This is a genomic window from Streptomyces sp. NPDC000345, assembly GCF_042898825.1.
GTDB lineage: Bacteria > Actinomycetota > Actinomycetes > Streptomycetales > Streptomycetaceae > Streptomyces.
The window spans coordinates 602,283-624,800 of the sequence record NZ_JBIAZE010000001.1; the positions used below are offsets into that span (position 1 = coordinate 602,283).

Annotated in this window: 18 protein-coding genes; 8 read left to right on the forward strand and 10 right to left on the reverse strand. The window is 74.4% G+C overall.

The genetic code is table 11. The features are described from left to right. Positions 1–14: 14 nt before the first annotated feature. From ACFY30_RS02840 to ACFY30_RS02855, 4 genes are all read left to right on the forward strand, one after another. Positions 15–782 carry an FHA domain-containing protein gene (locus tag ACFY30_RS02840; protein ID WP_390843390.1) on the forward strand — a complete coding sequence of 256 codons (768 nt, stop codon included), beginning with the start codon at positions 15–17 and terminating at the stop codon, positions 780–782. After that, the gene (locus ACFY30_RS02845; protein ID WP_390843391.1) at positions 779–2,338 is read left to right on the forward strand and encodes a protein kinase; all 1,560 of its coding nucleotides are present in this window, start codon (positions 779–781) and stop codon (positions 2,336–2,338) included. The genes ACFY30_RS02840 and ACFY30_RS02845 overlap by 4 nt, the downstream gene beginning before the upstream one ends. A gap of 108 nt (positions 2,339–2,446) precedes the next feature. Then, positions 2,447–3,358, forward strand: a complete 912-nt coding sequence (locus tag ACFY30_RS02850; protein WP_390843392.1) for a hypothetical protein — start codon at positions 2,447–2,449, stop codon at positions 3,356–3,358. 39 nt (positions 3,359–3,397) lie between these two features. Then, positions 3,398–3,868: a hypothetical protein gene (locus ACFY30_RS02855; RefSeq protein ID WP_390843393.1), complete on the forward strand. Its 471-nt coding sequence runs from the start codon at positions 3,398–3,400 to the stop codon at positions 3,866–3,868. A gap of 64 nt (positions 3,869–3,932) precedes the next feature. Here the strand turns inward: ACFY30_RS02855 and purH are convergent, their stop codons facing one another. Both purH and purN read right to left on the reverse strand, forming a co-directional pair. Beyond that, the gene (gene purH / locus ACFY30_RS02860; RefSeq protein WP_390658243.1) at positions 3,933–5,501 is read right to left on the reverse strand and encodes a bifunctional phosphoribosylaminoimidazolecarboxamide formyltransferase/IMP cyclohydrolase; all 1,569 of its coding nucleotides are present in this window, start codon (positions 5,499–5,501) and stop codon (positions 3,933–3,935) included. Then, entirely contained in the window at positions 5,498–6,130 is a 633-nt protein-coding gene (purN, locus tag ACFY30_RS02865) for a phosphoribosylglycinamide formyltransferase (protein WP_390843394.1), read from the reverse strand. The genes purH and purN overlap by 4 nt, the downstream gene beginning before the upstream one ends. Before the next feature lie 294 nt (positions 6,131–6,424). Between purN and ACFY30_RS02870 the strand changes: the two genes are divergently transcribed. After that, positions 6,425–7,204 (forward strand): hypothetical protein, encoded by a 780-nt coding sequence (locus tag ACFY30_RS02870; protein WP_390843395.1) that lies wholly within the window; start codon positions 6,425–6,427, stop codon positions 7,202–7,204. A 128-nt stretch (positions 7,205–7,332) separates the two neighbouring features. Here the strand turns inward: ACFY30_RS02870 and ACFY30_RS02875 are convergent, their stop codons facing one another. After that, positions 7,333–9,024, reverse strand: coding sequence for a DUF6350 family protein (locus tag ACFY30_RS02875; RefSeq protein ID WP_390843396.1), 1,692 nt, complete (start codon positions 9,022–9,024; stop codon positions 7,333–7,335). Between the two features lie 123 nt (positions 9,025–9,147). Between ACFY30_RS02875 and ACFY30_RS02880 the strand changes: the two genes are divergently transcribed. Continuing rightward, on the forward strand, positions 9,148–9,951 hold the full coding sequence (locus ACFY30_RS02880) for an RNA polymerase sigma factor (RefSeq protein ID WP_390843397.1): 804 nt from the start codon (positions 9,148–9,150) through the stop codon (positions 9,949–9,951). Positions 9,952–10,080: 129 nt separating this feature from the next. Here the strand turns inward: ACFY30_RS02880 and sucD are convergent, their stop codons facing one another. The 4 genes from sucD to ACFY30_RS02900 all read right to left on the reverse strand — a co-directional run bounded on the left by sucD (position 10,081) and on the right by ACFY30_RS02900 (position 15,537). Continuing rightward, positions 10,081–10,965 carry a succinate--CoA ligase subunit alpha gene (sucD, locus tag ACFY30_RS02885; protein ID WP_390658238.1) on the reverse strand — a complete coding sequence of 295 codons (885 nt, stop codon included), beginning with the start codon at positions 10,963–10,965 and terminating at the stop codon, positions 10,081–10,083. Positions 10,966–10,986: 21 nt separating this feature from the next. Next, complete coding sequence (gene sucC / locus ACFY30_RS02890; protein WP_390658237.1) at positions 10,987–12,165, reverse strand: ADP-forming succinate--CoA ligase subunit beta; 1,179 nt, start codon at positions 12,163–12,165, stop codon at positions 10,987–10,989. 518 nt (positions 12,166–12,683) lie between these two features. Further along, positions 12,684–14,783 (reverse strand): hypothetical protein, encoded by a 2,100-nt coding sequence (locus ACFY30_RS02895; RefSeq protein WP_390843398.1) that lies wholly within the window; start codon positions 14,781–14,783, stop codon positions 12,684–12,686. Positions 14,784–14,928: 145 nt separating this feature from the next. After that, positions 14,929–15,537 carry a hypothetical protein gene (locus ACFY30_RS02900; protein WP_390843399.1) on the reverse strand — a complete coding sequence of 203 codons (609 nt, stop codon included), beginning with the start codon at positions 15,535–15,537 and terminating at the stop codon, positions 14,929–14,931. Between the two features lie 19 nt (positions 15,538–15,556). Here ACFY30_RS02900 and ACFY30_RS02905 point away from each other — a divergent pair, with 19 nt between their 5' ends. Next, positions 15,557–15,982: a hypothetical protein gene (locus ACFY30_RS02905; RefSeq protein ID WP_390843400.1), complete on the forward strand. Its 426-nt coding sequence runs from the start codon at positions 15,557–15,559 to the stop codon at positions 15,980–15,982. Positions 15,983–16,051: 69 nt separating this feature from the next. On the opposite strand, the gene ACFY30_RS02910 is transcribed toward ACFY30_RS02905, so the two are convergent. The 3 genes from ACFY30_RS02910 to ACFY30_RS02920 form a co-directional block, all read right to left on the reverse strand. Beyond that, entirely contained in the window at positions 16,052–17,218 is a 1,167-nt protein-coding gene (locus ACFY30_RS02910) for a VWA domain-containing protein (protein WP_390843401.1), read from the reverse strand. After that, positions 17,215–19,719, reverse strand: a complete 2,505-nt coding sequence (locus ACFY30_RS02915) for a DUF5682 family protein (protein ID WP_390843402.1) — start codon at positions 19,717–19,719, stop codon at positions 17,215–17,217. Before ACFY30_RS02915 ends, ACFY30_RS02910 begins: the two co-directional genes overlap by 4 nt. Positions 19,720–19,854: 135 nt before the next feature. Next, the gene (locus ACFY30_RS02920) at positions 19,855–20,985 is read right to left on the reverse strand and encodes an AAA family ATPase (RefSeq protein WP_390843403.1); all 1,131 of its coding nucleotides are present in this window, start codon (positions 20,983–20,985) and stop codon (positions 19,855–19,857) included. 156 nt (positions 20,986–21,141) lie between these two features. Here ACFY30_RS02920 and ACFY30_RS02925 point away from each other — a divergent pair, with 156 nt between their 5' ends. Then, complete coding sequence (locus tag ACFY30_RS02925) at positions 21,142–22,503, forward strand: SWIM zinc finger family protein (RefSeq protein WP_390843404.1); 1,362 nt, start codon at positions 21,142–21,144, stop codon at positions 22,501–22,503. The last annotated feature ends 15 nt before the right edge of the window (positions 22,504–22,518 follow it).

Below are 22,518 nucleotides of genomic sequence, written 5' to 3' on the forward strand. Positions count from 1 at the left end.
CCGGGAGACACACCGTGTACAGCATCATCGTCGTACCACCGCCGGAACCCGGGCACGGGCCGGGCGGCCGTGAGCGCCAGCTGCGGCTCGCCTCCGGTGAACGGCTGGGCTTCGGACGCGCGGCCGGCGCCGACGGCCTGCGGATCCCGCACGAGGGCGTCTCACGGCGGGCGGGCGAGATCGCCGCGCAGGGCGCGTTCTGGACCCTGAGCAACTTCAGCCGCGGCCAGACGTACGTGGTGGAGAACCCGGAGGGAGCGGGCGAGCACATCAAGGTCGCGCCGGGCCGGCTGGACGCGCCCGTCCCCTTCGAGTTCGCCCGGATGGTGCTGCCCGCGGCGGGCGACCTGCTGGCGGTCGAGGTGTGGGCGCCGCGCCACGACTACCTGGGGACCACGTCGGGTCTGGACGGCGCCACCACGGCGCCCGCGTTCTCCCTGGACCGCACCAAGCGCTACTTCGCGGTCCTCGCCGCACTGTGCGAGCCGCGGCTGCGCGGCGCACCGCACGCCCCGCTGCCCACCGTCGACCAGGTCGTCGCCCGGCTGCGGCCCGGCTGGCCCGCCGCCTCCCGGACCTCGGTGCAGTGGAACATCGACTACCTGGCCGTCAAACTGCGCCTCAAACCCGGCCCCGAGACCGCGGACCCGGGCCCCCGCCTCAACGGCAAGAAGGAGGCGCTGGTCTCCCTGGCGCTCCGCTTCGACCTGGTACGGGAGGACGACCTCGGCGTCCTGGCCGCGCCACCGGCCCCGTCGGCCGGGCCGGCGGCCGTGCGGTGACCGAGGCCTACGCCGTCCGGGTGCCCCGGGGCTACCGGGTCGGACGCTGGGAGGTGCGGGAGCCGATCGCGTCCGGGGCGTTCGGCAGCGTGTACGCGGCCCGGCGGCGCACCGACGACAACGATGCCGGACCGCCCGGCCTGCCCGGACGCGCCGCCCTCAAGTTCCTGCCCACCGGCACCCGCACCCCCCGCCAGCTCACCCATCTGCGCGAACTCGCCGAGCGGGAGCTGGAGTTGCTGAGCCGGCTGACCAGTCCCCGGCTCATCCGTCTCTACGAGGCCCTCACCGTGGACGACCCGTCGCACCCCGAACTCGACGGCGCCACCGTCCTGGTGCTGGAGAAGGCCGAGGACTCCCTGTCGGCACTGCTGGGGCGGACGCCCGCACCGGCGGCCGGTCCCGTCCTGCTCGCCCAGGTCTGCGCGGGCCTGGCCCAGCTGCACCGGGCGGGCTGGGTGCACGGCGACCTCAAACCCGCCAACGTGCTGCTGATGGCGGACGGTTCGGCCCGCCTCGCCGACTTCAACATGGCCGCCGAACTGGAGGGCACCCACGGCTACACCCCCGCCTTCTCCACCCCCGACTACACCCCGCCCGAGCTGCTGTGGGCCGAGATCGGCGAACGCGGCCGCCGGATCCGGCCCTCGGCGGACGTCTGGGCCTTCGGCGTCCTCGCCCACCTCGTCCTCACCGGCTCCTTCCCGCTGCCCGGCAGCACCCCCACCGTCCGCCGCGACGCGGCCGTCGCCTACGCCCGCGGCACCGAGGTACTGCGGCTGTCCCCCGAACTCCCGTCCGCCTGGGCGGAGATCGTCGGGGCCTGCCTGACCCGCACGCACACCGGCCGGATCGGCACGGAGGCCCTGCTGCGCCGGGTGGAGACGGTCACCGCGACGGCCCCGGCCGGTGCGCGGTTCCGCCGCCCGTCCCGCCGTACGACCGTCCTGGGCGCCGCCCTCGCCACCGCCTCCGTGGCGGCCCTCGGGTACGGCATCGCCACCTGGGCCGGTGACGTCGTCTCCGGGGACGCGAAGGGCCGGGGCGCGCCGGCGAACGGCGCCGCGCTGTACGGCGCCGAGGACCTCCGCACCGACAGGGGCGTACCCGCCGCGTACCGTCTGCTGATCGTCGAGACGGCACACGACTGCGACCAGCCGGCCGTCACCGCCCCGCTGATCGCGGCCATGCTGAAGGTGGAGAGCGACTTCGATCCGGACCTCTCCGACCCCGCCCTGGACGAGTACGGCATCGCCCGCTGGACCCCGCGCGTGCTGCGCTGGTGGATGAACGAGGACGGCACCCCCGGGGAGACCGTCCCGTCGCCGCCCTTCCCGCCGGCCGAGTCGATCCCGGCGATGGGCCGCTACCTCTGCTGGATCGCACCGCGCCTGTCCGCCGGCCTCCCCGGCGACCGGCGGGTCCTGGTCGCCGCCGCGTACCGGACGTCCTGGAACGTCGTGAACAAGGCCGGCGGCGTGCCCGGGGAGTACCGCGCCTACGCCGCGCGGGTCGCCCACTACCTCCAGGAGTACACGCCCCCGGGCCGGAAGTGACCCTCAGAGGTCCGAGGTACCCCTCGTCCCCGGACTGCCCGATGGTGTGAGTGCCGCACCGGAGACGGGCGGCGACGGGGAACCACAGGGGGAACGGGGGAACGTCCCATGAAGCGCGCACTTGCCTCGCTGTGCGCGGTCGCGGCGCTGACGGGGGCCGCCGCGACCGGATGCGGGCACGGCTCGGGTCCCGCCCGGCAGGGCCGGCCCGAGCCGCTGACCTGGCAGCAGGAGCTGCGTGTCACCGACGCCCAGCAGCGCCTGACGGCCCGGTGCATGGCCCGCCACGGCTTCACGTACTGGGAGGACCGCACCCTCACCCTGCGGGAGAGCATGCCGGTGCGGTACGTGCAGGACGACGTGGCGTGGGCACGGGACCACGGGTACGGCGGCCGGATCGGCGCCCGCCAGGAACGGCTGCGGCTGCACCACCCGCTCGCCGGGTACCGGCAGGGGCTGTCCGCCGCCCGCCGGACCGCCTTCGACGAGGCGCTCGACGGGGGCGCCGGAGTCCGGATCCTGTCGGCCACGCTGCCCGGCAGCGGCCGCGAGGTCCGCAAACGCCTCGGCGGCTGCACCGAAGAGGCCGAGCGGGCCCTCTACGGGGACCCCGGCCGGTGGTTCCGGGTCTCCAAGACCGCCACCGGCCTGAACGCCCTGTACGCCGGCGACCTGATGCGCGACCGGCGGCTGACCACGGCGGTGGCCGCCTGGTCGCGGTGCATGGGGAAGTCGGGTCCGGCCTACGCGGACCCGCAGGCGGCCCGGGACGCGATGCGGCAGAACACCGCGCGTCTCGGCCCGGCCCGCGCCGACGAGGCGTTCGCCGCCGAGCGCGGGACCGCCGTCGCCGACGCCGAGTGCGCCCGCTCCGTCTCCCTGCGGTCCGTGGCCACGGACCGCGAGGCCCACTACGTCGACCGGCTTCCTGACCGGTACGACGAGGCGCTGGACACCTACCGGCGCCTCCAGCGGCAGGCGTACGACCGCGCGGTACGGATCGTGCCGCAGCGCGCCTGACCTGGTGCGACCGATTCAACCAAACGAGGGGAAGACACCATGCGCAAGTTCGCCATCACGGCAGCGGTCCTCGGACTGACCGCGCTCGGGCTGAGCGTGCCCGCGACGGCCGCCCAGGCGGCCGAGACCGGCACCCGGGCCACCGTCTGCAACAGCAAGTGGCCGGGCCGCAACGGAAACGTCTACGCCTGGCAGGACCTCGACTGCACCGGCACCCTGCTCGGGGCGACCGCGGGCCACGACGACGACTGGAACGCCGCGGGCGGCGGATTCCAGGGCGCCTGGGACAAGGCGACGTCCGTCATGAACGCCGGGTTCACCGGCGGCCGGGACGTGGTCAAGTTCTGGTCGCTGACGCAGTACCGGGGCGGCTACGGCTGTCTGTCCCCGAACGAGTACTTCGCGGACAACCTGACCGACAACACCCTGAGCAACGGCGTGGGCGCCAACGACCAGTTCCGCTCCCACGAGTGGGTGACCGCGAGCCAGTGCGGGGTCTGGCTGACCTGAGCGGACGGACGGAGGCGGGCGGTCCGGCGAGGTGCCGGGCCGCCCGCCTCCGGGTGGGCGCGGATCAGTGGAAGAAGTGCCGCGTGCCCGTGAAGTACATCGTGACGCCCGCCTTCTTCGCGGCCTCCACGACCAGCTCGTCACGGACCGAACCGCCCGGCTGGACCACGGCCTTCACACCGGCCTCGACAAGGATCTCCAGGCCGTCGGGGAAGGGGAAGAAGGCGTCCGACGCGGCGTACGAGCCGCGCGCCCGCTCCGCGCCGGCCCGCTCGACCGCGAGCTTGGCGGAGTCGACCCGGTTGACCTGTCCCATGCCGACGCCGACCGAGGCACCGTCCTTGGCGAGCAGGATCGCGTTGGACTTGACGGCCCGGCACGCCTTCCACGCGAAGGACAGCTCGGCGAGCTCGGCCTCGGAGAGCGCCTCGCCGGTCGCCAGCGTCCAGTTCGCCGGGTCGTCGCCCTCGGCCTGCAGCCGGTCGGTGACCTGAAGCAGGACACCGCCGTCGACGGGCTTGACCTCGACGGGGTTCGCGGGCGCGCCGGGGGCCTTCAGCACCCGGATGTTCTTCTTCCTGGCAAGGGCCTCCAGGGCCCCCTCCTCGTAGTCGGGCGCGACGATGACCTCGGTGAAGATCTCCGCGACCTGCTCGGCCATCTCCTTGCTGACCGGGCGGTTGACGGCGATCACCCCGCCGAAGGCCGACAACGGGTCGCAGGCGTGCGCCTTGCGGTGCGCCTCGGCGACATCGGCGCCGACCGCGATACCGCAGGGGTTGGCGTGCTTGATGATCGCGACGGCCGGCTCGTCGTGGTCGTACGCGGCACGGCGGGCGGCGTCCGTGTCCGTGTAGTTGTTGTACGACATCTCCTTGCCGTGCAGCTGCTCGGCCTTGGCGAGGCCGGCGCCGCTGCCGTCGACGTAGAGGGCGGCGGGCTGGTGCGGGTTCTCGCCGTAGCGCAGGGTGTTCTCCCGCTCCCAGGTGGCGCCGAGGAAGTCGGGGAACCGCGAGTCGTCGACCGGCGCGTAGGAGGAGGCGAACCAGGAGGCGACCGCCACGTCGTAGGCGGCGGTGTGCTGGAAGGCCTCGGCGGCGAGCCGCTTGCGGGCGGCGAGGTCGAAGCCCCCGTCCTTGAGCGCGGCGAGGACGTCGCCGTAGCGGGCGGGGCTGGTGACGACGGCCACCGACGGGTGGTTCTTGGCGGCGGCGCGCACCATGGACGGCCCGCCGATGTCGATCTGCTCGACGCACTCGTCGTCGGAGGCGCCCGAGGCGACGGTCTCCCGGAACGGGTAGAGGTTGACGACGACGAGGTCGAAGGGCTCCACACCCAGCTCGTCCAGCTGCTGCCGGTGGCTGTCGAGCCGCAGGTCGGCGAGGATGCCGGCGTGCACCTTGGGGTGCAGGGTCTTGACGCGGCCGTCCAGGCACTCGGGGAAGCCGGTGAGCTCCTCGACCTTGGTGACGGGAACGCCGGCGGCGGCGATGCGGGCGGCGGTGGAGCCGGTCGACACCAGCTCGACGCCGGCCTCGTGCAGCCCGCGGGCGAGCTCCTCGAGCCCGGTCTTGTCATAGACGCTGACAAGCGCACGGCGGATCGCCCGCTTGGCGTTGCTCTCGGCGGTCACTGGATAACTACCTTTCGTCCCTCGATGCGATAGCCGTTGCGGGCGAGGCGCCCCACGACCTCGACGAGCAGCCTTCGCTCGACTTCCTTGATGCGCTCGTGCAGAGCGCTCTCGTCGTCCTCGTCCCGGACCTCGACCACGCCCTGGGCGATGATCGGACCGGTGTCGACACCGTCGTCGACGAAGTGGACGGTGCAGCCGGTGACCCGGGCCCCGTAGGCGAGCGCGTCACGCACGCCGTGGGCGCCGGGGAAACTGGGCAGCAGGGCGGGATGGGTGTTGACGAACCGTCCCCCGAACCGGGCGAGGAACTCCTTGCCCACGATCTTCATGAACCCGGCGGACACCACGAGGTCGGGCTCGTGGCCGGCGACGGCCTCGGCGAGGGCGGCATCCCACTCCTCCCGGCTCCCGTAGTCCTTGACGCTCCGGACGAAGGTGGGGATCCCGGCGCGCTCGGCACGGGCGAGCCCTTCGATGCCGGACCGGTCGGCTCCGACGGCGACGATCTCGGCCCCGTAGGCCTCGGCGCCGGTGGCGTCGATCTCGTCGAGGAGCGCCTGGAGGTTCGTACCGGATCCGGAGACGAGCACGACGAGGCGCTTGGCCACGGACGGCTTGGCGGCCACGGTGGGGGCCCTTTCTCGGGGGAGCAGCTACGCACGGTCGGCGAGCACGTGCGACTCACCTGCGACTTGTACCTTCGTACGAATGCATCGGGCCCCCGGATACGGGGAAGCCTACGAAGCAGCCGACCGTCAGCAACGATACCGGCACACGAGGAGGCCCCCACGGGACGGGGGCGTGGCCGGAAGGTAGCGTCTGCGAGGAGCGGGATCGGGAACGCGGTGGCAGTGCGGCGCGTTCCCCGTGCAAGAGCTCACTTCAGACAGCCGTATCACCTAGGGGAAGACGCTCACTTGATGCCGGACCGCAGCCTGCGACTCCACACGCTCCCCCCGCAGCCCGTGCCGGGAGGGGAGCGCGGCGCCCTGCTGCGCGAGCGCCCGACGTCGCCCCCGGACGCCCCCCGGGATCCCTCGGACACCCCCTCGACCGACTCCTCGGGCGGGGACGACAACCCGTTCGCCCCTCCCCCCGAGGGCACCCCCGACCGCCCGTGGCAGCCCCGGCGCCCGGCGGGCGGCGACGGCGACACCCCCGCCGAAGGCCGCTCCCCCTGGGGCAACCAGTGGAGCGACCAGCAGCCCGGCCGCTCCCCCGGCGGCGGCTTCGGCGAGCGCCCCGGCAGCAACGGCCCCGAGGGCCCGGAGGGACCCGGCCCCACCCCCGGCCCGCGCTGGGACCCCACGGACCCGGCCCAGCGCCGCGCCCGCTACGCGCTCCTCTGCGGCATGTGGGCCTTCTTCTTCGTCCTCTTCGGCTGGCCGTACGTGGCGCTGCTCCTGGGCGCCCTCGCCCTCAACTGGGGCATCAGCGCGCTGCGCGCCAAGCCCCGCACCCCCGACCCGGACGCCCCGGCCCCCACCGAGCCTCCCGGCCGCCCCCAGAGGACCGCCGCGATCAGCGGCCTCGTCACGGCGTCCCTGGCCCTCGCCCTGGTCGCCGTCACCTTCACCGCCCAGCTGGTCTACCGCGACTACTACACCTGCACCAAGGACGCCCTCACCAACGAGGCCAAGCAGTCCTGCAACGACCTCCTCCCGAAGGAACTGAAGAGCATCCTGGGCGCCAACACCTGACCGGGACCGGCTGAAATCAGCCCGTCCTGGGTTTGAGGACAAGCCCCGTCCAGGCCGAAGAGGGGTCCGGGGGCACGGCCCCAGGGGACGGGACGGGAAGGGGCGGCGGGGGCGAGCACACCCGACGGTCACCGCCCCGCCCCCTCATCGCCCGCTCGCTCCTCGCCCGCGACCTCCCGCAACGCGGCCCACCGCTCCTCACGGGCCCCGTCCCCGTGCCACCCCGGCTCCCCGGCCTGCCCGACCTCCCCCGCATCGGCGCCACCCGTGCCACCCGCGATGTCCGCGCCACCCGCGATGTCCTCGACGTCCGCCACAGCAGCGAAGTCGTACAGCTCACTCCCGAACTCCTCACCGGCCTTCCGCTCCTGAGGAGAACCCTCCTCCCGGACCTCGCCCCCCACCCCCGTCCAGGAGAACTCCCGCACCCCCCGCCCCCGCCATCTCCGCACCCACAACCCCACCGGCACCCCCACCCCCACCGTCCACACCACCACCGCGCCCCCCACCTGCCACCACACCGGCCCGAACCGGGCCATCGCCCCCACCCCCAGCGGCCCACCCGCCAACGCCGCGAGCACCCCCACCACCACCCCGCAGCCCACGCCCGCCCCCAGCACACTCCCCACGGTCCGCCGCCGCGGCCACGCGTCCACGGGCGCCTGCGCCACCCCGCCACTGCAACCAGCCCCCGCACCCCCCACAAGCACCCCCACCACCACCCCGGCCGCGACCGGCACGACCCCGGCCGCCCAGTTCCACGCGGTCCCCGCCCCCGCCTCCGGCACGGCCGCCAGCAGCGGAAACGGCGGCAACAGCGGCGCCGGATCCGACCCCAGCGGCGTCACCACATGCCCCACCCCCAGCGCATAGCCGGGCCCGAGGGCATACGCGGCCCCCCACACCGCGGCGTTGGGCACCAGCGCCACACACAGCAACAGCACCGCGAACCGCCCCGACCACCCCTCCGTCAGCTGCAGAAACGCACCCCGGGCCGCCCCCGCGTGCCACACCGCCGAGACGGCCACCAGCAGGGCCCCGCCCCCCACGAGCACCGCGGCACCGGCTCCCGCGGCCCGCACCCCGACCCACTCCCGCCGGCTCCGCCGCTCCCGGCCCCCGGACTCCGCCACCCCACCCGGCCCTCCCTCACCGAACACGGCCTTCCCCAGCCACCCCGGCAGCACCCGCTCGAGCGGCTCGCGAGGGCGCCCGCACGCCGACCACACCCCCACCCCCGCCGCCACCACGGTCACCGCCGGCACACACACCACCGTCCACAGCCACGAGGGCCGCAACGCACCCCCGGCCGCGTAGCAGGCCGCCCCTGCGGCCACGGCGAGATAGCCCAGCACGACCCCCGCCCAGGCCGTCCGCGCACTCACCGGTGGACCCATCGAGCCGGCCCCCGGCGCCTCCACCCCGCCCGCGTCGTCCACCGCGTCCCGTGCCGCCCGGTGCACCAGCCACACCGGCACCACGAGCAGCAGCAGCGGTGTGACGCCGACCGGCGCGGGCATCCCGGACAGCGTCTCGGTGCGCAGCAGTTCGGCCCCGTGCGCCAGCAGCCACAGCGCGGCGGCGACATGCAGTGCCCCGCTCGGTCCGCTGTCGGGATACGGCGAACTGATCCACAGCATCATCACCAGCACGGCGAACGCCCCGAGCCCCAGCCCGGCGGCCAGCGCCCCGCCCACCGCGGCGGCGACGAGACCGGGCGAGCGGTCCCGCATCCGGGAGGACAGCGCGGGCAGGGGAGCCAGGAAGGACGGCAGGGACGGGAAGGCTCGACGAGCAGGCATCCGGGTCACGACCGCCATGGTCCCAACGACACGCGCTTTCCCGGCGTAACGGGCGAACCATCGCCGTGTCACTCAATATACGTTTATGTTCTTTTTCGTACGGAGATGCTCCCGGCGCCGCCGCCAGCGGGAGGCGTACGCGTGAAGAACCCGACACCCCCTCAGGCCTTCGACGCCCTCTACTCCTTCTGCGCCTCCGCCCTCGTACGGCAGACCTACCTCCTCTGCGGCCGCCGCGAACTCGCCCGCGAGTCGGTCGAACGGGCCTTCCAACTCGCCTGGCAGCGCTGGCCCGAGGTGGCCGTCGACCGCGACCCGCCGAGCTGGGTGCGGGCGGCGGCGTACGAGTACGCGCTCTCCCCCTGGCACCGGTTCCGCCCCCGCTTCCGGCATCCCGAACCACCGCCCGCCGACGCCGCGGACCGCGCCCTGCTCGCCGTGCTCCTCGCGCTCCCGCCGGCGTACCGCCGCACGCTCCTCCTCTACGACGGCGTGGGCCTCGACCTGCCGGAGACGGCGGCGGAGACCGAGGCGAGCACGCGGGCGGCGGCGAACCGCCTCCTGCACGCGCGCGAGGCCGTCGCCGCGGCCCTGCCGCAGCTGGCCGACCCCGCCGTCCTGCACCGGCGACTCGCCGAGGTGGCCTCGGCGGAGCGCCTGCGCGCGGCCCGGGCCCCGGCCGTCCGTGCGGGCAGCGAGCGCCGTGCCCGCTACTGGACCCGGGCGGCGATCGCGTTCACGGCGGCGCTCGTCGGCGCGACGGCCCTCACCCTGCGCACGGCGCCCACCCGGTACGACCCCCCGGTCCCCCCGGGCGCAACCGTCCAGGGAATCCCCCCGAAGGCGGCCCCGGGCACCCTGTCGAACAAGCAAACGACCCTGCGCAAGAAGCTGAGATCGGAACCGGCCAACGGCCCGGAACGCCTGCTCCCCTTGACCCGTTAGCCCGCCCGCCCACAGGCCCTGGCTGCGGGGAGGGCGGGCGCGGCGGCACCCCGCGAGCGCGGGCGAGCGAAAACGCCGGTGGCCCGCCCCCATACAGGGGAACGGGCCACCGGCGCTCAGCCGAGAGGGTCAGCCGGCGAGAATCTCGCGGGCGAGCTTCGCCGTCTCGGTCGGCGTCTTGCCGACCTTGACGCCGGCGGCCTCGAGGGCCTCCTTCTTCGCGGCGGCCGTGCCGGAGGAGCCGGAGACGATGGCGCCGGCGTGGCCCATGGTCTTGCCCTCGGGCGCGGTGAAGCCCGCGACGTAGCCGACGACCGGCTTCTTCACGTTGTCCTTGATGAACGCCGCGGCACGCTCCTCGGCGTCGCCACCGATCTCACCGATCATCACGATCAGGTCGGTGTCGGGGTCGGCCTCGAAGGCGGCCAGAGCGTCGATGTGGGTCGTACCGATGACGGGGTCGCCACCGATGCCCACGGCCGACGAGAAGCCGATGTCACGCAGCTCGTACATCATCTGGTACGTCAGCGTGCCGGACTTCGAGACCAGGCCGATGCGGCCCGGCTTGGTGATGTCGCCCGGGATGATGCCGGCGTTCGACTGGCCCGGCGTGATGAGGCCGGGGCAGTTCGGGCCGATGATCCGGGTCTTGTTGCCCTTGGAGCCGGCGTACGCGTAGAACGCGGCCGAGTCGTGGACGGCGATGCCCTCGGTGATGACGACCGCGAGCGGGATCTCGGCGTCGATGGCCTCGACGACGGCGGCCTTGGCGAAGGCCGGCGGCACGAAGAGGACGGAGACGTTGGCGCCCGTCTTCTCCATCGCCTCGGCGACCGTGCCGAAGACCGGGATCTCGGTGCCGTCGAAGTCGACGGACGTGCCGGCCTTGCGGGGGTTCACGCCACCGACGATGTTCGTGCCGTCGGCCAGCATGAGCTTGGTGTGCTTCATGCCCGTGGCACCGGTCATGCCCTGGACGATGACCTTGGAGTCCTTGTTGAGGAAGATAGCCATGGCTGTCTGAGTCCCTCTTCCTTACTTCGCAGCCGCGAGCTCGGCGGCCTTGTCGGCCGCGCCGTCCATGGTGTCCACGCGCTGCACCAGCGGGTGGTTGGCGTCGGAGAGGATCTTGCGACCCAGCTCGGCGTTGTTGCCGTCCAGCCGGACGACCAGCGGCTTGGTGACTTCCTCGCCACGGTCCTCGAGGAGCTTCAGCGCCTGGACGATGCCGTTGGCGACCTCGTCGCACGCCGTGATGCCACCGAAGACGTTGACGAAGACGGACTTGACGTCCGGGTCGCCGAGGATGATCTCCAGGCCGTTCGCCATGACGGCCGCGGAGGCGCCGCCGCCGATGTCGAGGAAGTTGGCGGGCTTGACGCCGCCGTGCGCCTCACCGGCGTACGCGACGACGTCCAGGGTGCTCATGACGAGACCCGCGCCGTTGCCGATGATGCCGACCTCGCCGTCGAGCTTGACGTAGTTGAGGTTCTTCTCCTTGGCAGCGGCCTCGAGCGGGTTCGCCGCGGCCTTGTCGTGGAGCTCCTCGAAGTCGGGGTGACGGAACTCGGCGTTGTCGTCCAGGGTCACCTTGCCGTCGAGGGCGATGACCTCACCGGAGGCGACCTTGGCCAGCGGGTTGACCTCGACCAGGAGGGCGTCCTCCTCGACGAAGGTCTTCCACAGGGTCACGAGGACGTTCACGACCTTGTCGGCGACCTCGGCCGGGAACTTGGCGGCCGCGACGATCTCGCGGGCCTTCTCCTCGGTGACACCCTCGTTGGCGTCGATCGGCGTCTTGGCGACGGCCTCCGGACGGGTGGCCGCCACCTCCTCGATCTCCATGCCGCCCTCGACGGACGCGATGGAGAGGAAGGTGCGGTTGGCACGGTCGAGGAGGAAGGAGACGTAGTACTCCTCGACGATCTCCGGAGCGGTCTCGGCGATCATCACCTTGTGGACCGTGTGGCCCTTGATGTCCATGCCGAGAATGTCCGTCGCGCGGGCGACGGCCTCGTCCGGGGTGGCGGCCAGCTTGACGCCACCGGCCTTGCCGCGACCACCGACCTTCACCTGCGCCTTGACGACGGACTTGCCGCCCAGACGCTCGGTGATCGCGCGCGCCGCCTCAGGCGTGTCGATGACTTCACCGGCCAGCACCGGTACATCGTGCTTGGCGAAGAGGTCCCTCGCCTGGTACTCGAACAGGTCCACGCGCTTCCGTCCCTATCAGTGATCTCGCGGTTCGTTGGATGCGTGGGCGTGCCGCGATCGGCAACGTGACGTCCGCATGTGTCACTAGGGAGGCGCACACGGTGTCCGAGCGCGCGGCATGTCCGTCTCGCAGGTTATCGCTGCTTGCGGGGGGCCCCTAAATCGCGGGTCACACCTGAGCGGTGATACCTGTCACATGATGTCGCACTCACTGGCACGGAGTGTCGCGGGTGCGGGACCTCACCGGGTTGGGGTTGACCCGGTGAGGCCCCTCGACCAGCCCCTGGAGGGGCTCCGGCCGGGCGATCCCCACCCCAATGGGGACCCCCCGGCCTCCTCCCTGAGGGGCCGGCCGGACGAACCGACGGCGTTCGGCCGTCCGGGGCCCGCCGCCTCAGGAAGTCGATCGGCCGCGTCCTCCCCGGCGCGGGCCTCGCCCGCGGCCGGAGCGGTCGCGCTCCCCGCCGACCACCGGTGGATCACTGAGGTTCACCGAGGGGACGGGGAGCGCCTCGCGGTCAGATGCTGTACGGGCTCGCCTGGGTGACGGAAGGGGCGGCGGCCGGGGCGGCGGGGGCGACCGCGTCGGCGACGCCCCACATCCCGGTGAGGGCGTGCCCGGCCAGCGGGCCCGCGCCGGCCCCGACGGTCCCGGCCACGCCCTGCGCGAAGGGCGCGGTCCGGCCGGTGACCCCGCCGACGAAGGAACCGGCCTCGCCGGCGACCCCGCCCGCGAAGGGAGCGGCCTCGCCCCCGACGCCGTACGCCAGCGCGGTGGCGCTGCCGGCGACCGGCCGGACGGTCTCGGTGACGGTGTCCACGACGGGCCGTACGGCGCCGGCGACCCCGTCGGCGAACGGCGGAACCTGCCCGGTGACGCCGTACGCCAGACCGCCCGCCTGCCCGGCCACGCCGTGCTCGAGCGGCGGTACGTCCTCGACGACCCCGTCGGCGAAGGGCCGTACGTCGCCGGCCACCCCGTACGCGAGCGCACCCGCGTCCCCGGCGGCCCGCCCGGCGACGGGCACCACGCCGTGCACGGCGGTGTTCACCACGGGCGGCAGCACGGCCTCCGCCGCGTCCGCGGTGACCTGGCCCGCGAGCCCGGTGGCGTACGGGACGGCCTGGCCGGCGACACCGGTCGCGTACGCGGGCACGGCCGCGACGACACCGGCGGCGTACCCGGGAACCTCGCCGGCGACACCGCCGACGACGGCCCGCACGTCACAGAGCGCCTCGTCGGCGACCGCCCGCACGTCCGGCCCCGCCCCGCCGGCGACCGCCCCGGCCCCGCTCACGGCGCCGCCCGCGACGGGCCGCATCCCCTGGACGGCACCGTCCACGACCGGCGGAACGTCCCCGGCGACGCGGTGCGCCAGCGCGGTCGCGGCGTCGACGGTGTGACCGGCGGTCCGCCGGACCCCGGCGACCGCTCCGGTGGCCACGGGGGTGACACCGTGGACGGTGTCCGTGGCGACGGGCAGCACACCGTCGACGGCACCGCCCGCCGTGGCCGTCACACCCCGCGCCGCGTCGGTGGCGGTGGGCGTGATGCCGTTCAGCGCGGGGGCGGCGACCGGGGCGACGCCGGTCAGGGTCCGCCCGGCGAGCGGGACGGCGTCCGCGACCGCCCGGCCGGCGACCGGCAGCACACCGTCCACGGCGGTCGCGGCCACCGGCGGGACGACCGCGTCCGCCGTCCGCGCGACGACCGGGGTGACCGTCCCGGGGACGCTCGCGACCGTGCCGACCAGCTGCTGCCGCACCCCGCCGGCCGTACCCGTGACATGGCCCGGGACGGCGGCGACGGAGGCCTCGGCGGCGGAGGTGACACCGGCGGCCTCGCCACCGACGGTGGCGGCCGCCGCAGCCGTACGGCCCTGGGCGCCGACGATCGCGTCCCGGGCGGCGCCGGTCGCCCCGGCGCCGGTACGGCCCGCGCCCGCGACCGTCTGCCGCGCCTTGGTCCGTACGACGCCGTCGACACCCCGCGTCTGGGCGCCGGCGGCCGACCGCGCGCCCTGGAGCTTCGTCCGGGCGGCGGCGAGGGCCTGCTCCAGCTCGGGGGCGAAGGCGGAGAGGGGGCCGAAGAGGTAGTCGACGGCGCTCCGGTCGTCCTCCGGGAGGTCCGGGACGGCCGGCGCCTGTGCCTGGGCGGCACCGGCCGCGGCGACCACGGCGGACCCGGTCCCGACGACGGCCTCGGAGCCGGCCCGCGCGGCCTTCTCCGCGCGTGCGGCCTGGGCGCCGCGGATGACCTGGGCGGCACCGCCCTTCACCCTGGCCGCGGCCTCGGACCCGCCGCCGGTGCCGGAGACGGTGGTGGTGACGGTCCCGGCGGTGCGGGTGGGGTCGGCGGCCGTGGCGGCGGTGCCGGTGGTGCCGGCCGCGGTGTCCGAGACCGTCGAGGTCACGTCCTCGGTGACGCCGTCGGCGGTGTCCCGCACACCGGAGACGACACCGTCCACCGCGCCGGTGAGGGCGCCGGTGACGTCGGTGTCCGGCGTGGAGACGGAGGAGGCGGGCAGTTCGTCGGCGCTGGCCGCGGCGGAACCGAGCGCCCACGCGCCGGTGACGCCGGCGGCTATGACGATGGAACGGCGGATGTTCTTGTTCATGCGTGCGTCAGATCCTTTGGGGGTTCCGAGACTTCGGAAGGCTGGGGACGTTCCGGCGCCGGAGCGGGGGGCGGCTCCGGGCGGGTGGGCAGACCTGTTCCACCCCCGCGCGGCAGGTCTGCGGCAGGGGAAGGGCTGCCTTGTCCTAGCCGGGGAAGACCGGAATGTCCCGGTGCCGGTCCCGGGTCTCGGCCGCGTCCGACCGCACGGCACTGCCGGGCACCAGCAGCAGCGGCACCCGGTGATACACCGTCACGGCGTGCGCGTCGCCGTGCCGCGCCCCACCGCCGTCGAGAACGGACGCACCGCCCAGCAGACCGCTGGGCGCACCGCCGGGCGCCCGGTGCGCGGGGGCGTGACCGCCACCGATGCGCAGCGGGCTGTGCGACGCGGCGCGCGCAACGGCCGCGTCGCCGGGCGCGGGGACCACGGGTCCGTACGACGCGGTGAGCGAAGCCGTCGCCGGGGAGACGTCGGCCGTCTTCCCGTCCGGCGACGCGGTCACCGGGGAGGCCGGCCGGGGCGTCTGGGTGACGGGTGCCGGAAGGGGCTCGACCGGCGGGGTCTGCACGGGCAGGGCCGGCACGGGCAGGGTCTGCGCCGGAAGCGAGGGCAGATCGGAGAGATCCTGCAGATCCGCCAGGTCCGTGAGATCCGTGAGGTCACGCAGATCCTGGACAGCCGACGAGACGGGCGGCACCGGCGCCGAGGCCTGGGCCAACCGGTCCGTCACCGCCGCCACGACCTCACGCACGGGCCGCACTACACGCCGGGTGTGCACCACGGACGCCGAAGCCGACGCCGAGGTCGAAGTCGAGGTCGAAGTCGAGGTCGAGGTCGAGGTCGAGGTCGAGGCCGAGGTCGAGGTCGAGGCCGAGGAAGAGGTCGAGGAAGAGGTCGAGGTCGAGGCCGAGGCCGACGACGAGACCTGGTCCGTCACCTCCGCGACCGCCGCGGGCACCGCAGCCACCGCCGACCCGCTCTCCGACCTGTCCGCCGCCTGCGCCTGCCCTCCACAGAGGAACCCGAGCGCGAGCAACCCGCCGACCAGCAGCGCCAGTTGCAGCGCACGCCGTCCGGCCGCCTCGCGCAGGACGCGCGGAGCGGCACCGGGCAGAGCGGTGGGAGAGGACAAGAAGGGAGGATCCTCCCGTGCGACGAAACGTGCCGCCGATCCTTGCACGCGAGTCCCGAGGTAGCGCAACCCCCCTGTTACCGATGGGTAGTCATGTCATCCATGTCGCTTTTGTCGTTCGCGGTGCGGAGCGTCACACGGGGTCCGGCACGGGAAGCGGGCGCTTCTCGATCGCCGCCGCCATCACCTCGGGGAACAGGTCCGGTGTGCAGGCGAACGCCGGGGCGCCCAGCGCCGCGAGCGCGGCCGCGTGCTCACGGTCGTAGGCCGGAGCCCCCTCGTCCGACAGCGCGAGCAGCGCCACGAACCGCACCCCCGACGCCTGCATCGCCGCGACCCGCTTCAGCATCTCGTCGCGTATACCGCCCTCGTACAGATCGCTGATGAGCACGACGACGGTCTCGGCGGGGCGCGTGATCCGCGACTGGCAGTACGCGAGCGCCCGGTTGATGTCCGTGCCGCCGCCGAGCCGGGTGCCGAAGAGGACGTCGACGGGATCGTCCAGCTGGTCCGTGAGGTCGACGACCGCGGTGTCGAAGACGACGAGGCGGGTGTCGAGGGACCGCATCGAGGCGAGCACCGACCCGAAGACGGACGCGTGCACTACGGACGCCGCCATCGACCCCGACTGGTCGACGCAGAGGACGACCTCCTTCTTCACGGACCGCCCGGCCCGCCCGTGTCCGACCAGCCGCTCCGGCACGACCGTCCCGTACTCGGGCAGGTAGTGCCGGAGGTTGGCGGCGATCGTGCGGTTCCAGTCGATGTCGTGGTGGCGCGGCCGGTGGACGCGGGCGCTGCGGTCGAGAGCGCCGGTGAGGGCGGTCCGGGTGCGGGTGGCGAGCCGCTTCTCCAGGTCCTCGACCACCTTGCGCACGACGGCCCGGGCCGTCTCCTTCACCGTCTCGGGCATCGCCTTGCTGAGGGAGAGCAATGTGCCGACGAGGTGCACGTCGGCCTCGACCGCCTCGAGCATCTCCGGTTCCAGCAACAGCGCGGACAGTCCGAGCCGGTCGATGGCGTCACGCTGCATCACCTGGACGACGGAGGTGGGGAAGTACGTCCGGATGTCCCCGAGCCATCGCGCCACGGACGGCGCCGAGGCCCCGAGACCCGCCGAACGGTCCCGTCCCGTCGCCGGTCCGTCGCCCTTCCCGTAGAGCGCTGTGAGCGCCCCGTCCATCGCCGCGTCCCGTCCCGAGAGGGCGTGACCGGTACCGTCCGCCGCGTCGCCGCCGAGCACGAGCCGCCAGCGCCTCAGCCGCTCCTGGAGCGCCGGGTCGTGCTGATCACCCGTCACCTGTTCATCCCCACGTAGTCGTTGTCGCCCGTGCCACCGGCGCCACGGGCGCCATCGGTGTCACCCGTGCCCGTCTCGTCGTCGTCCAGCCCCAGCAGCAGCCGCACCACCGGCAGCACCGCGTCGGCCCGGCCGGCGTCGAGATCGTGTGCGAACCCGGGCACTCCCGCCCCCGGCCCCGCCGCGTCCGCCCGCTCCCCCGGCCCGCGCCGGACCAGCTCGCCGAGTGTTCTGCGCACCCCCGGCTCATACGCCGAGAACGTCCGCCGCAGCAGCGGCAGCACGTCCGTGAACGCCTCCGCCGGCACCCTCGTGAGCCATCCGTCGACCAGCCCGAGCAGCCGCTCGTCGTGCACCAGCAGCAGCCCGCCTCCGGAGCCTCCGCCGACGAATCCCTCGATCCACGCGGCCGCGTCCCCCGGCGGCGTCCCCGGCGACAGCGCCAGCCCCATGAGCCGCGCCGCCTCCTCCTGCCCCACCTCCCCGTCGTCCAGCAGCAGCCGCACGACCCGGCCCCGGACCACCCCCGCCACCCGGTCCCGCACGGACAGCCCCCGCAGCACGCTCCGCCAGCACACACGCAGATCCCGGTCCCCCGCACCGAGTCCTCCGGCCGGACCTCGTCCCCTCGCCCCTGAGCCGGCCCCCTCCCCGTCACCCGCCGAGTCGGCCGGGCCGGCGGTGTCGTCCCGCAGGGCCGCCGTCTCCGCCAGCAGCCCCACCGCCCCGTGCACCGCGTCCACATGGCGCCGCATCTCGTCCGCCGCGTCCGCGTCCAGGCCGGTGCAGGCCGGGGGCAGACCGACGAAGATCCGTTCGGCGAGGCCCGCGGCGACGTCCGCCAGCGCGCCGGTGTCGGTGCCGCGCACATCGCCGTAGCGCAGGGAGCGGACGAGGGCGGGCAGCGCCTGCGCGAGGTGGCCGACGTCCGTGTCGAGGGCCGCCCGGTCGGCGAGGACCCGCATCACCGTGGGCAGCGCGTCCGGGAGACCGGCCGGCAGACAGCGCTCGGCGAGCGCCGTCACCTCGGCGAGTCCCCTCGCGGACACGGCGTCCGCCTCCGCCTTGGCCGTGGCCGCGGCGCGGACGGTCGTCCCCCACACCCCCGCTTCGGCGACCCGCACGGCCAGTTCCGGTTCCCAGCGCAGCCGCCACGTCTCCCGGAACGTTCCCGTGCTGCCCCGCGAGGCGACCGGTTCGCCCCACTCCACGCCCAGCAGCCTCAGCCGGTGCAGCAGCCTGCTGCGCCCGGCGTCGGTCTCCTTGCGCAGGTCGAGTTCCATGTCCCGGTCCGCCGCCTCCGGTCTGAGCCGGAGACGGCGCTGCGTCCGGTCGAGGTCGCGCTGCAAGGGCACCGCCGGCGCGCCGGGCGGCACCTCCCCCAGCACGTCCCCGACCACCAGGCGGTCGCGCACCAGGGCCAGCGGTACGTCCGACCCCTCGCACAGCACAGCCCGCACCGCGTCGGTCGTCTCGCTCAGGCCGGCCAGCGGACGGCCGCGCAGCGCGGCGAGCGCCCCCGCGAGCCGGACCGCCTCGATGACATGCGCCGGGGACACGACCCGGTCCTCCTCGCGGAGCAGCCCGGCCACCTTGGTCAGCCACCGCTCGACCGGCCGGTCCGGCACCCGGAACAGATGCGCGTACCAGCCGGGCGAGTCGATCCCCGCTCCGTATCCCCCGTCCCGCGCCAGCCTGCGATACGTCCACGGCACCCAGGTCAGGTCCGTCCTGACCTTGGCCAGTCCTTTCAGCAGCGCCCGGTCGGCGGCGACGGCGGCCTTGCGCCGCAGTGCGGGCACATGCCAGGCGCCGCACACCACGGCCACCCCGTCCGCACCGAACTCGCGCTGGGCGACGCGCAGTTGGAGCCGCATATGGGCCTCCCGCACGAGATCCCGGTCCCGTCCTGCGCCCGCGTGCGTCTCCCGCACCGCCGTCATGGCCTCCTCGACGGCGGTGAAGGGCGTGTACGGGTCGCCCTCGCCCACGCCCCGGTGTTCGACGACGTCCTCCCACCAGCGTTCGGCGTCGTCGTACCCGGCGGCTTCGGCGAGGGCGCCGAGCGGATCGACCCGCAGCCCGTCGCCCGGCGCCCCTCCCCCGTCCTCCTCGGCGTCCTCGGCGTCCGCCCCGCTGTGCCAGGCCAGGGTGTGGGCGGCCGGGAGGTCGATGAAGCGGGCGGGCACGCCGTGCTCCAGGGCCCAGCGCAGGGCCACCCACTCGGGGGAGAACTCGGCCATCGGCCAGAACGCCGAGCGGCCGGGCTCGTCGACGGCATGGGCCAGCAGCGCGACCGGCGGCCGCATCTCCCGGTCGGCGGCCAGGGGAAGCAGCGCGTCGGCCTCGGGCGGTCCCTCGATCAGCACGGTCCGCGGCCGGGCGGCCTCCAGGGCCGCCCGCACCGCCCGCGCCGACCCCGGCCCGTGATGCCGGACCCCGAGCAGCAACGGCCACCTGGAGTCGTCGGCGGGCCGGCCGGCCCGCTGGATCCCCGTCATCGCATCCCCCCGTCATCTCCTCACCTGTGCGTCCTCAGCGGCGCGGCCACCGCGAGTCCTCGTCCTCGTTCACGTACGCACCCCCCTTCGGTCCCGGTCGGAGCCTGGGCCACCTCGAGTCCTCTTCGTTCCCGTTCACGCACTCACCTCCCTGCAGGCGCGGTAGAAATCGGTCCAGCCGTCGCGTTCGCGGAGCACCGTCTCCAGGTACTCCTGCCAGACGACCCGGTCGGCGGCCGGATCACGGACGACGGCGCCGAGGATTCCGGCGGCGACGTCCCCAGGCCTGAGCACGCCGTCGCCGAAGTGCGCGGCCAGCGCAAGGCCGCTGGTGACGACGGAGATGGCTTCGGCCGTGGACAACGTGCCGCTCGGAGACTTCAGCCTGGTGCGGCCGTCGGCGGTGATCCCGTCGCGCAGTTCACGGAAGACGGTCACCACGCGGCGGATCTCGTCGACCCCGTGAGGCACGGCCGGCAGCTCGAGGGAGCGGCCGATCTGGTCGACGCGCCGCGCGACGATGTCGACCTCTGCGTCGACGCTCGCCGGCAGCGGCAGCACCACCGTGTTGAAGCGGCGGCGCAAGGCGCTGGACAGTTCGTTGACCCCGCGGTCCCGATCGTTGGCAGTGGCGATCAGGTTGAAGCCGCGAACCGCCTGAACCTCCTGCCCCAGCTCAGGTATCGGCAGCGTCTTCTCCGACAGGATGGTGATGAGTGTGTCCTGGACATCGGCCGGAACGCGAGTCAATTCCTCGACGCGGACGGTCGTCCCCTCCGCCATGGCCCGCATGACCGGGCTGGGGACGAGGGCGTCCCGGCTCGGTCCGTGCGCCAGCAGCTGCGCGTAGTTCCAGCCGTAGCGGATCGCCTCCTCCGGGGTGCCCGCCGTGCCCTGCACCAGCAGGGTCGAGTCGCCGCTGACCGCTGCGGCCAGGTGCTCGGAGACCCAGGTCTTGGCGGTGCCCGGCACGCCGAGCAGCAGCAGGGCGCGGTCGGTGGCCAGCGTGGAGACGGCCACCTCGACGATGCGGCGCGGGCCCACGTACTTCGGGGTGATCTCCGTGCCGTCGGGCAGGGTGCCGCCGAGGAGGTAGGTGGCGACGGCCCACGGTGACAGCTTCCAGCGGGCCGGGCGCGGGCGGTCGTCGTGGGCGGCGAGGGCGGCGAGTTCGCCGGCGAAGGCGTGCTCGGCATGCGGCCGCAACGCCTCCGCGGGCTGCTGCGGACCGGGTTGCGCGAACGTCGGGTCTGCGGACACGGACATGGCTGAGGTCCCCTCCAGCTCGGCCGGTTCGGATCTGGTGTCCACCGTGCACCACGCCACTGACAATGCGATCTGACCTGCGAAAGCGCCATGGTGCGGGCGCTGGTCCGATGAGCGCGGGACCGATTGTCAGTGGGAGGACCTACTGTCGGTGGCATGACTCAGCAGGGGGTGCGCTGGACCGCGGACCAGGTGCTGGCACTGGCACCTGACGCCGCGTCGCGCAAAGCGGGGAGCAAACTCGGCGTGGCCGGTCCGTGGTCCGGCACGGGCAGTTCGCGGGAGGGGACGGTGTGGGGAGTCTGCGGGGGCGGCGGCGGCGCGTCGTACCGGACGGTCGTCGACACCGCGGCCCCCCTCACCGCCTTGGGCCCGGCGTACGACTGCACCTGCCCCAGCCGCAAGTCGCCGTGCAAGCACGCGCTCGGGCTGCTGCTGCTCTGGACGGCCGGGGAGGCGTCCGTTCCGGCGGGGCGGGCGCCCGACTGGGCCGAGGAGTGGAGCGAGGGGCGGCGGGGCCGCGCCCCGGAGACAGGGCAGGCGGGCACGGCGGGTGCCGGTTCCGGATCCGCCGACCCGGAGGCGGCGCGCCGGAGAGCGGAGCGGCGCGCCGAGCGGATCACCACGGGGGCGACGGAGCTGGAGCAGCGCCTGGCCGATCTCCTGCGCGCCGGTCTCGCCACGGCGGAGCAGGCGGGTCACGGGCTGTGGGAGGAGACGGCCGCCCGCATGGTCGACGCCCAGGCGCCCGGACTGGCGGCGCGGGTGAGGGAGTTGGGGACGATCCCGGGCTCCGGCCCCGACTGGCCGGTGCGGCTGCTGGAGGAGTGCGCCCTGCTCCATCTCCTCGACCGGGGCTGGCTGTACCGTGACCGGCTCCCGCAGGCCCTCGCGGCCACGGTCCGCACCCGCGTCGGCCTGACCGCCCCACCGGCCGGCCCGCCCCTGCGCGACCACTGGCTGGTCCTCACCCAGCACGACACGCACGACCCGAAACTGACCACCCGCCGCATCTGGCTCCACGGCACCGCCTCCGGCCGCACGGCCCTCGTCCTGTCCTACGGCGCCGCCGGCCGCGCCCCCGGCCTCACCCTGCCGGTCGGTCTGGCGCTGGACGCCGAACTGTCCGCCTACGCGGGCGGCGGGCGCCGACGGGGCGCCCTGGGAGAGCGGTTCGGGTCCCCCGTGGCGACCACGGCCCGCCCGCCGGGCATGACGACGACCGAGGCGGCCGCCCGCTACGGCGAGGCGCTGCGCGAGGACCCCTGGCAGGAGTCCGTCCCGGTGACGCTGGACGACGTCGTACCGACGCCGGACGGCACCTCCTGGCAACTCGCCGACGCCGACGGCGACACGGCACTGCCGCTCACCCCCGCCGCTGCCGCCCGCCCCGGCCTGTGGCGCCTGGTCGCCCTGTCGGGCGGCGCCCCCGTCAAGGTGTTCGGCGAGTGCGGCCACCGGGGTTTCACTCCCCTGACCGCCTGGCCGGCCGGCGAGGGAGGGGCGGTCCGCCTGTGACCACGACCGAGGGGA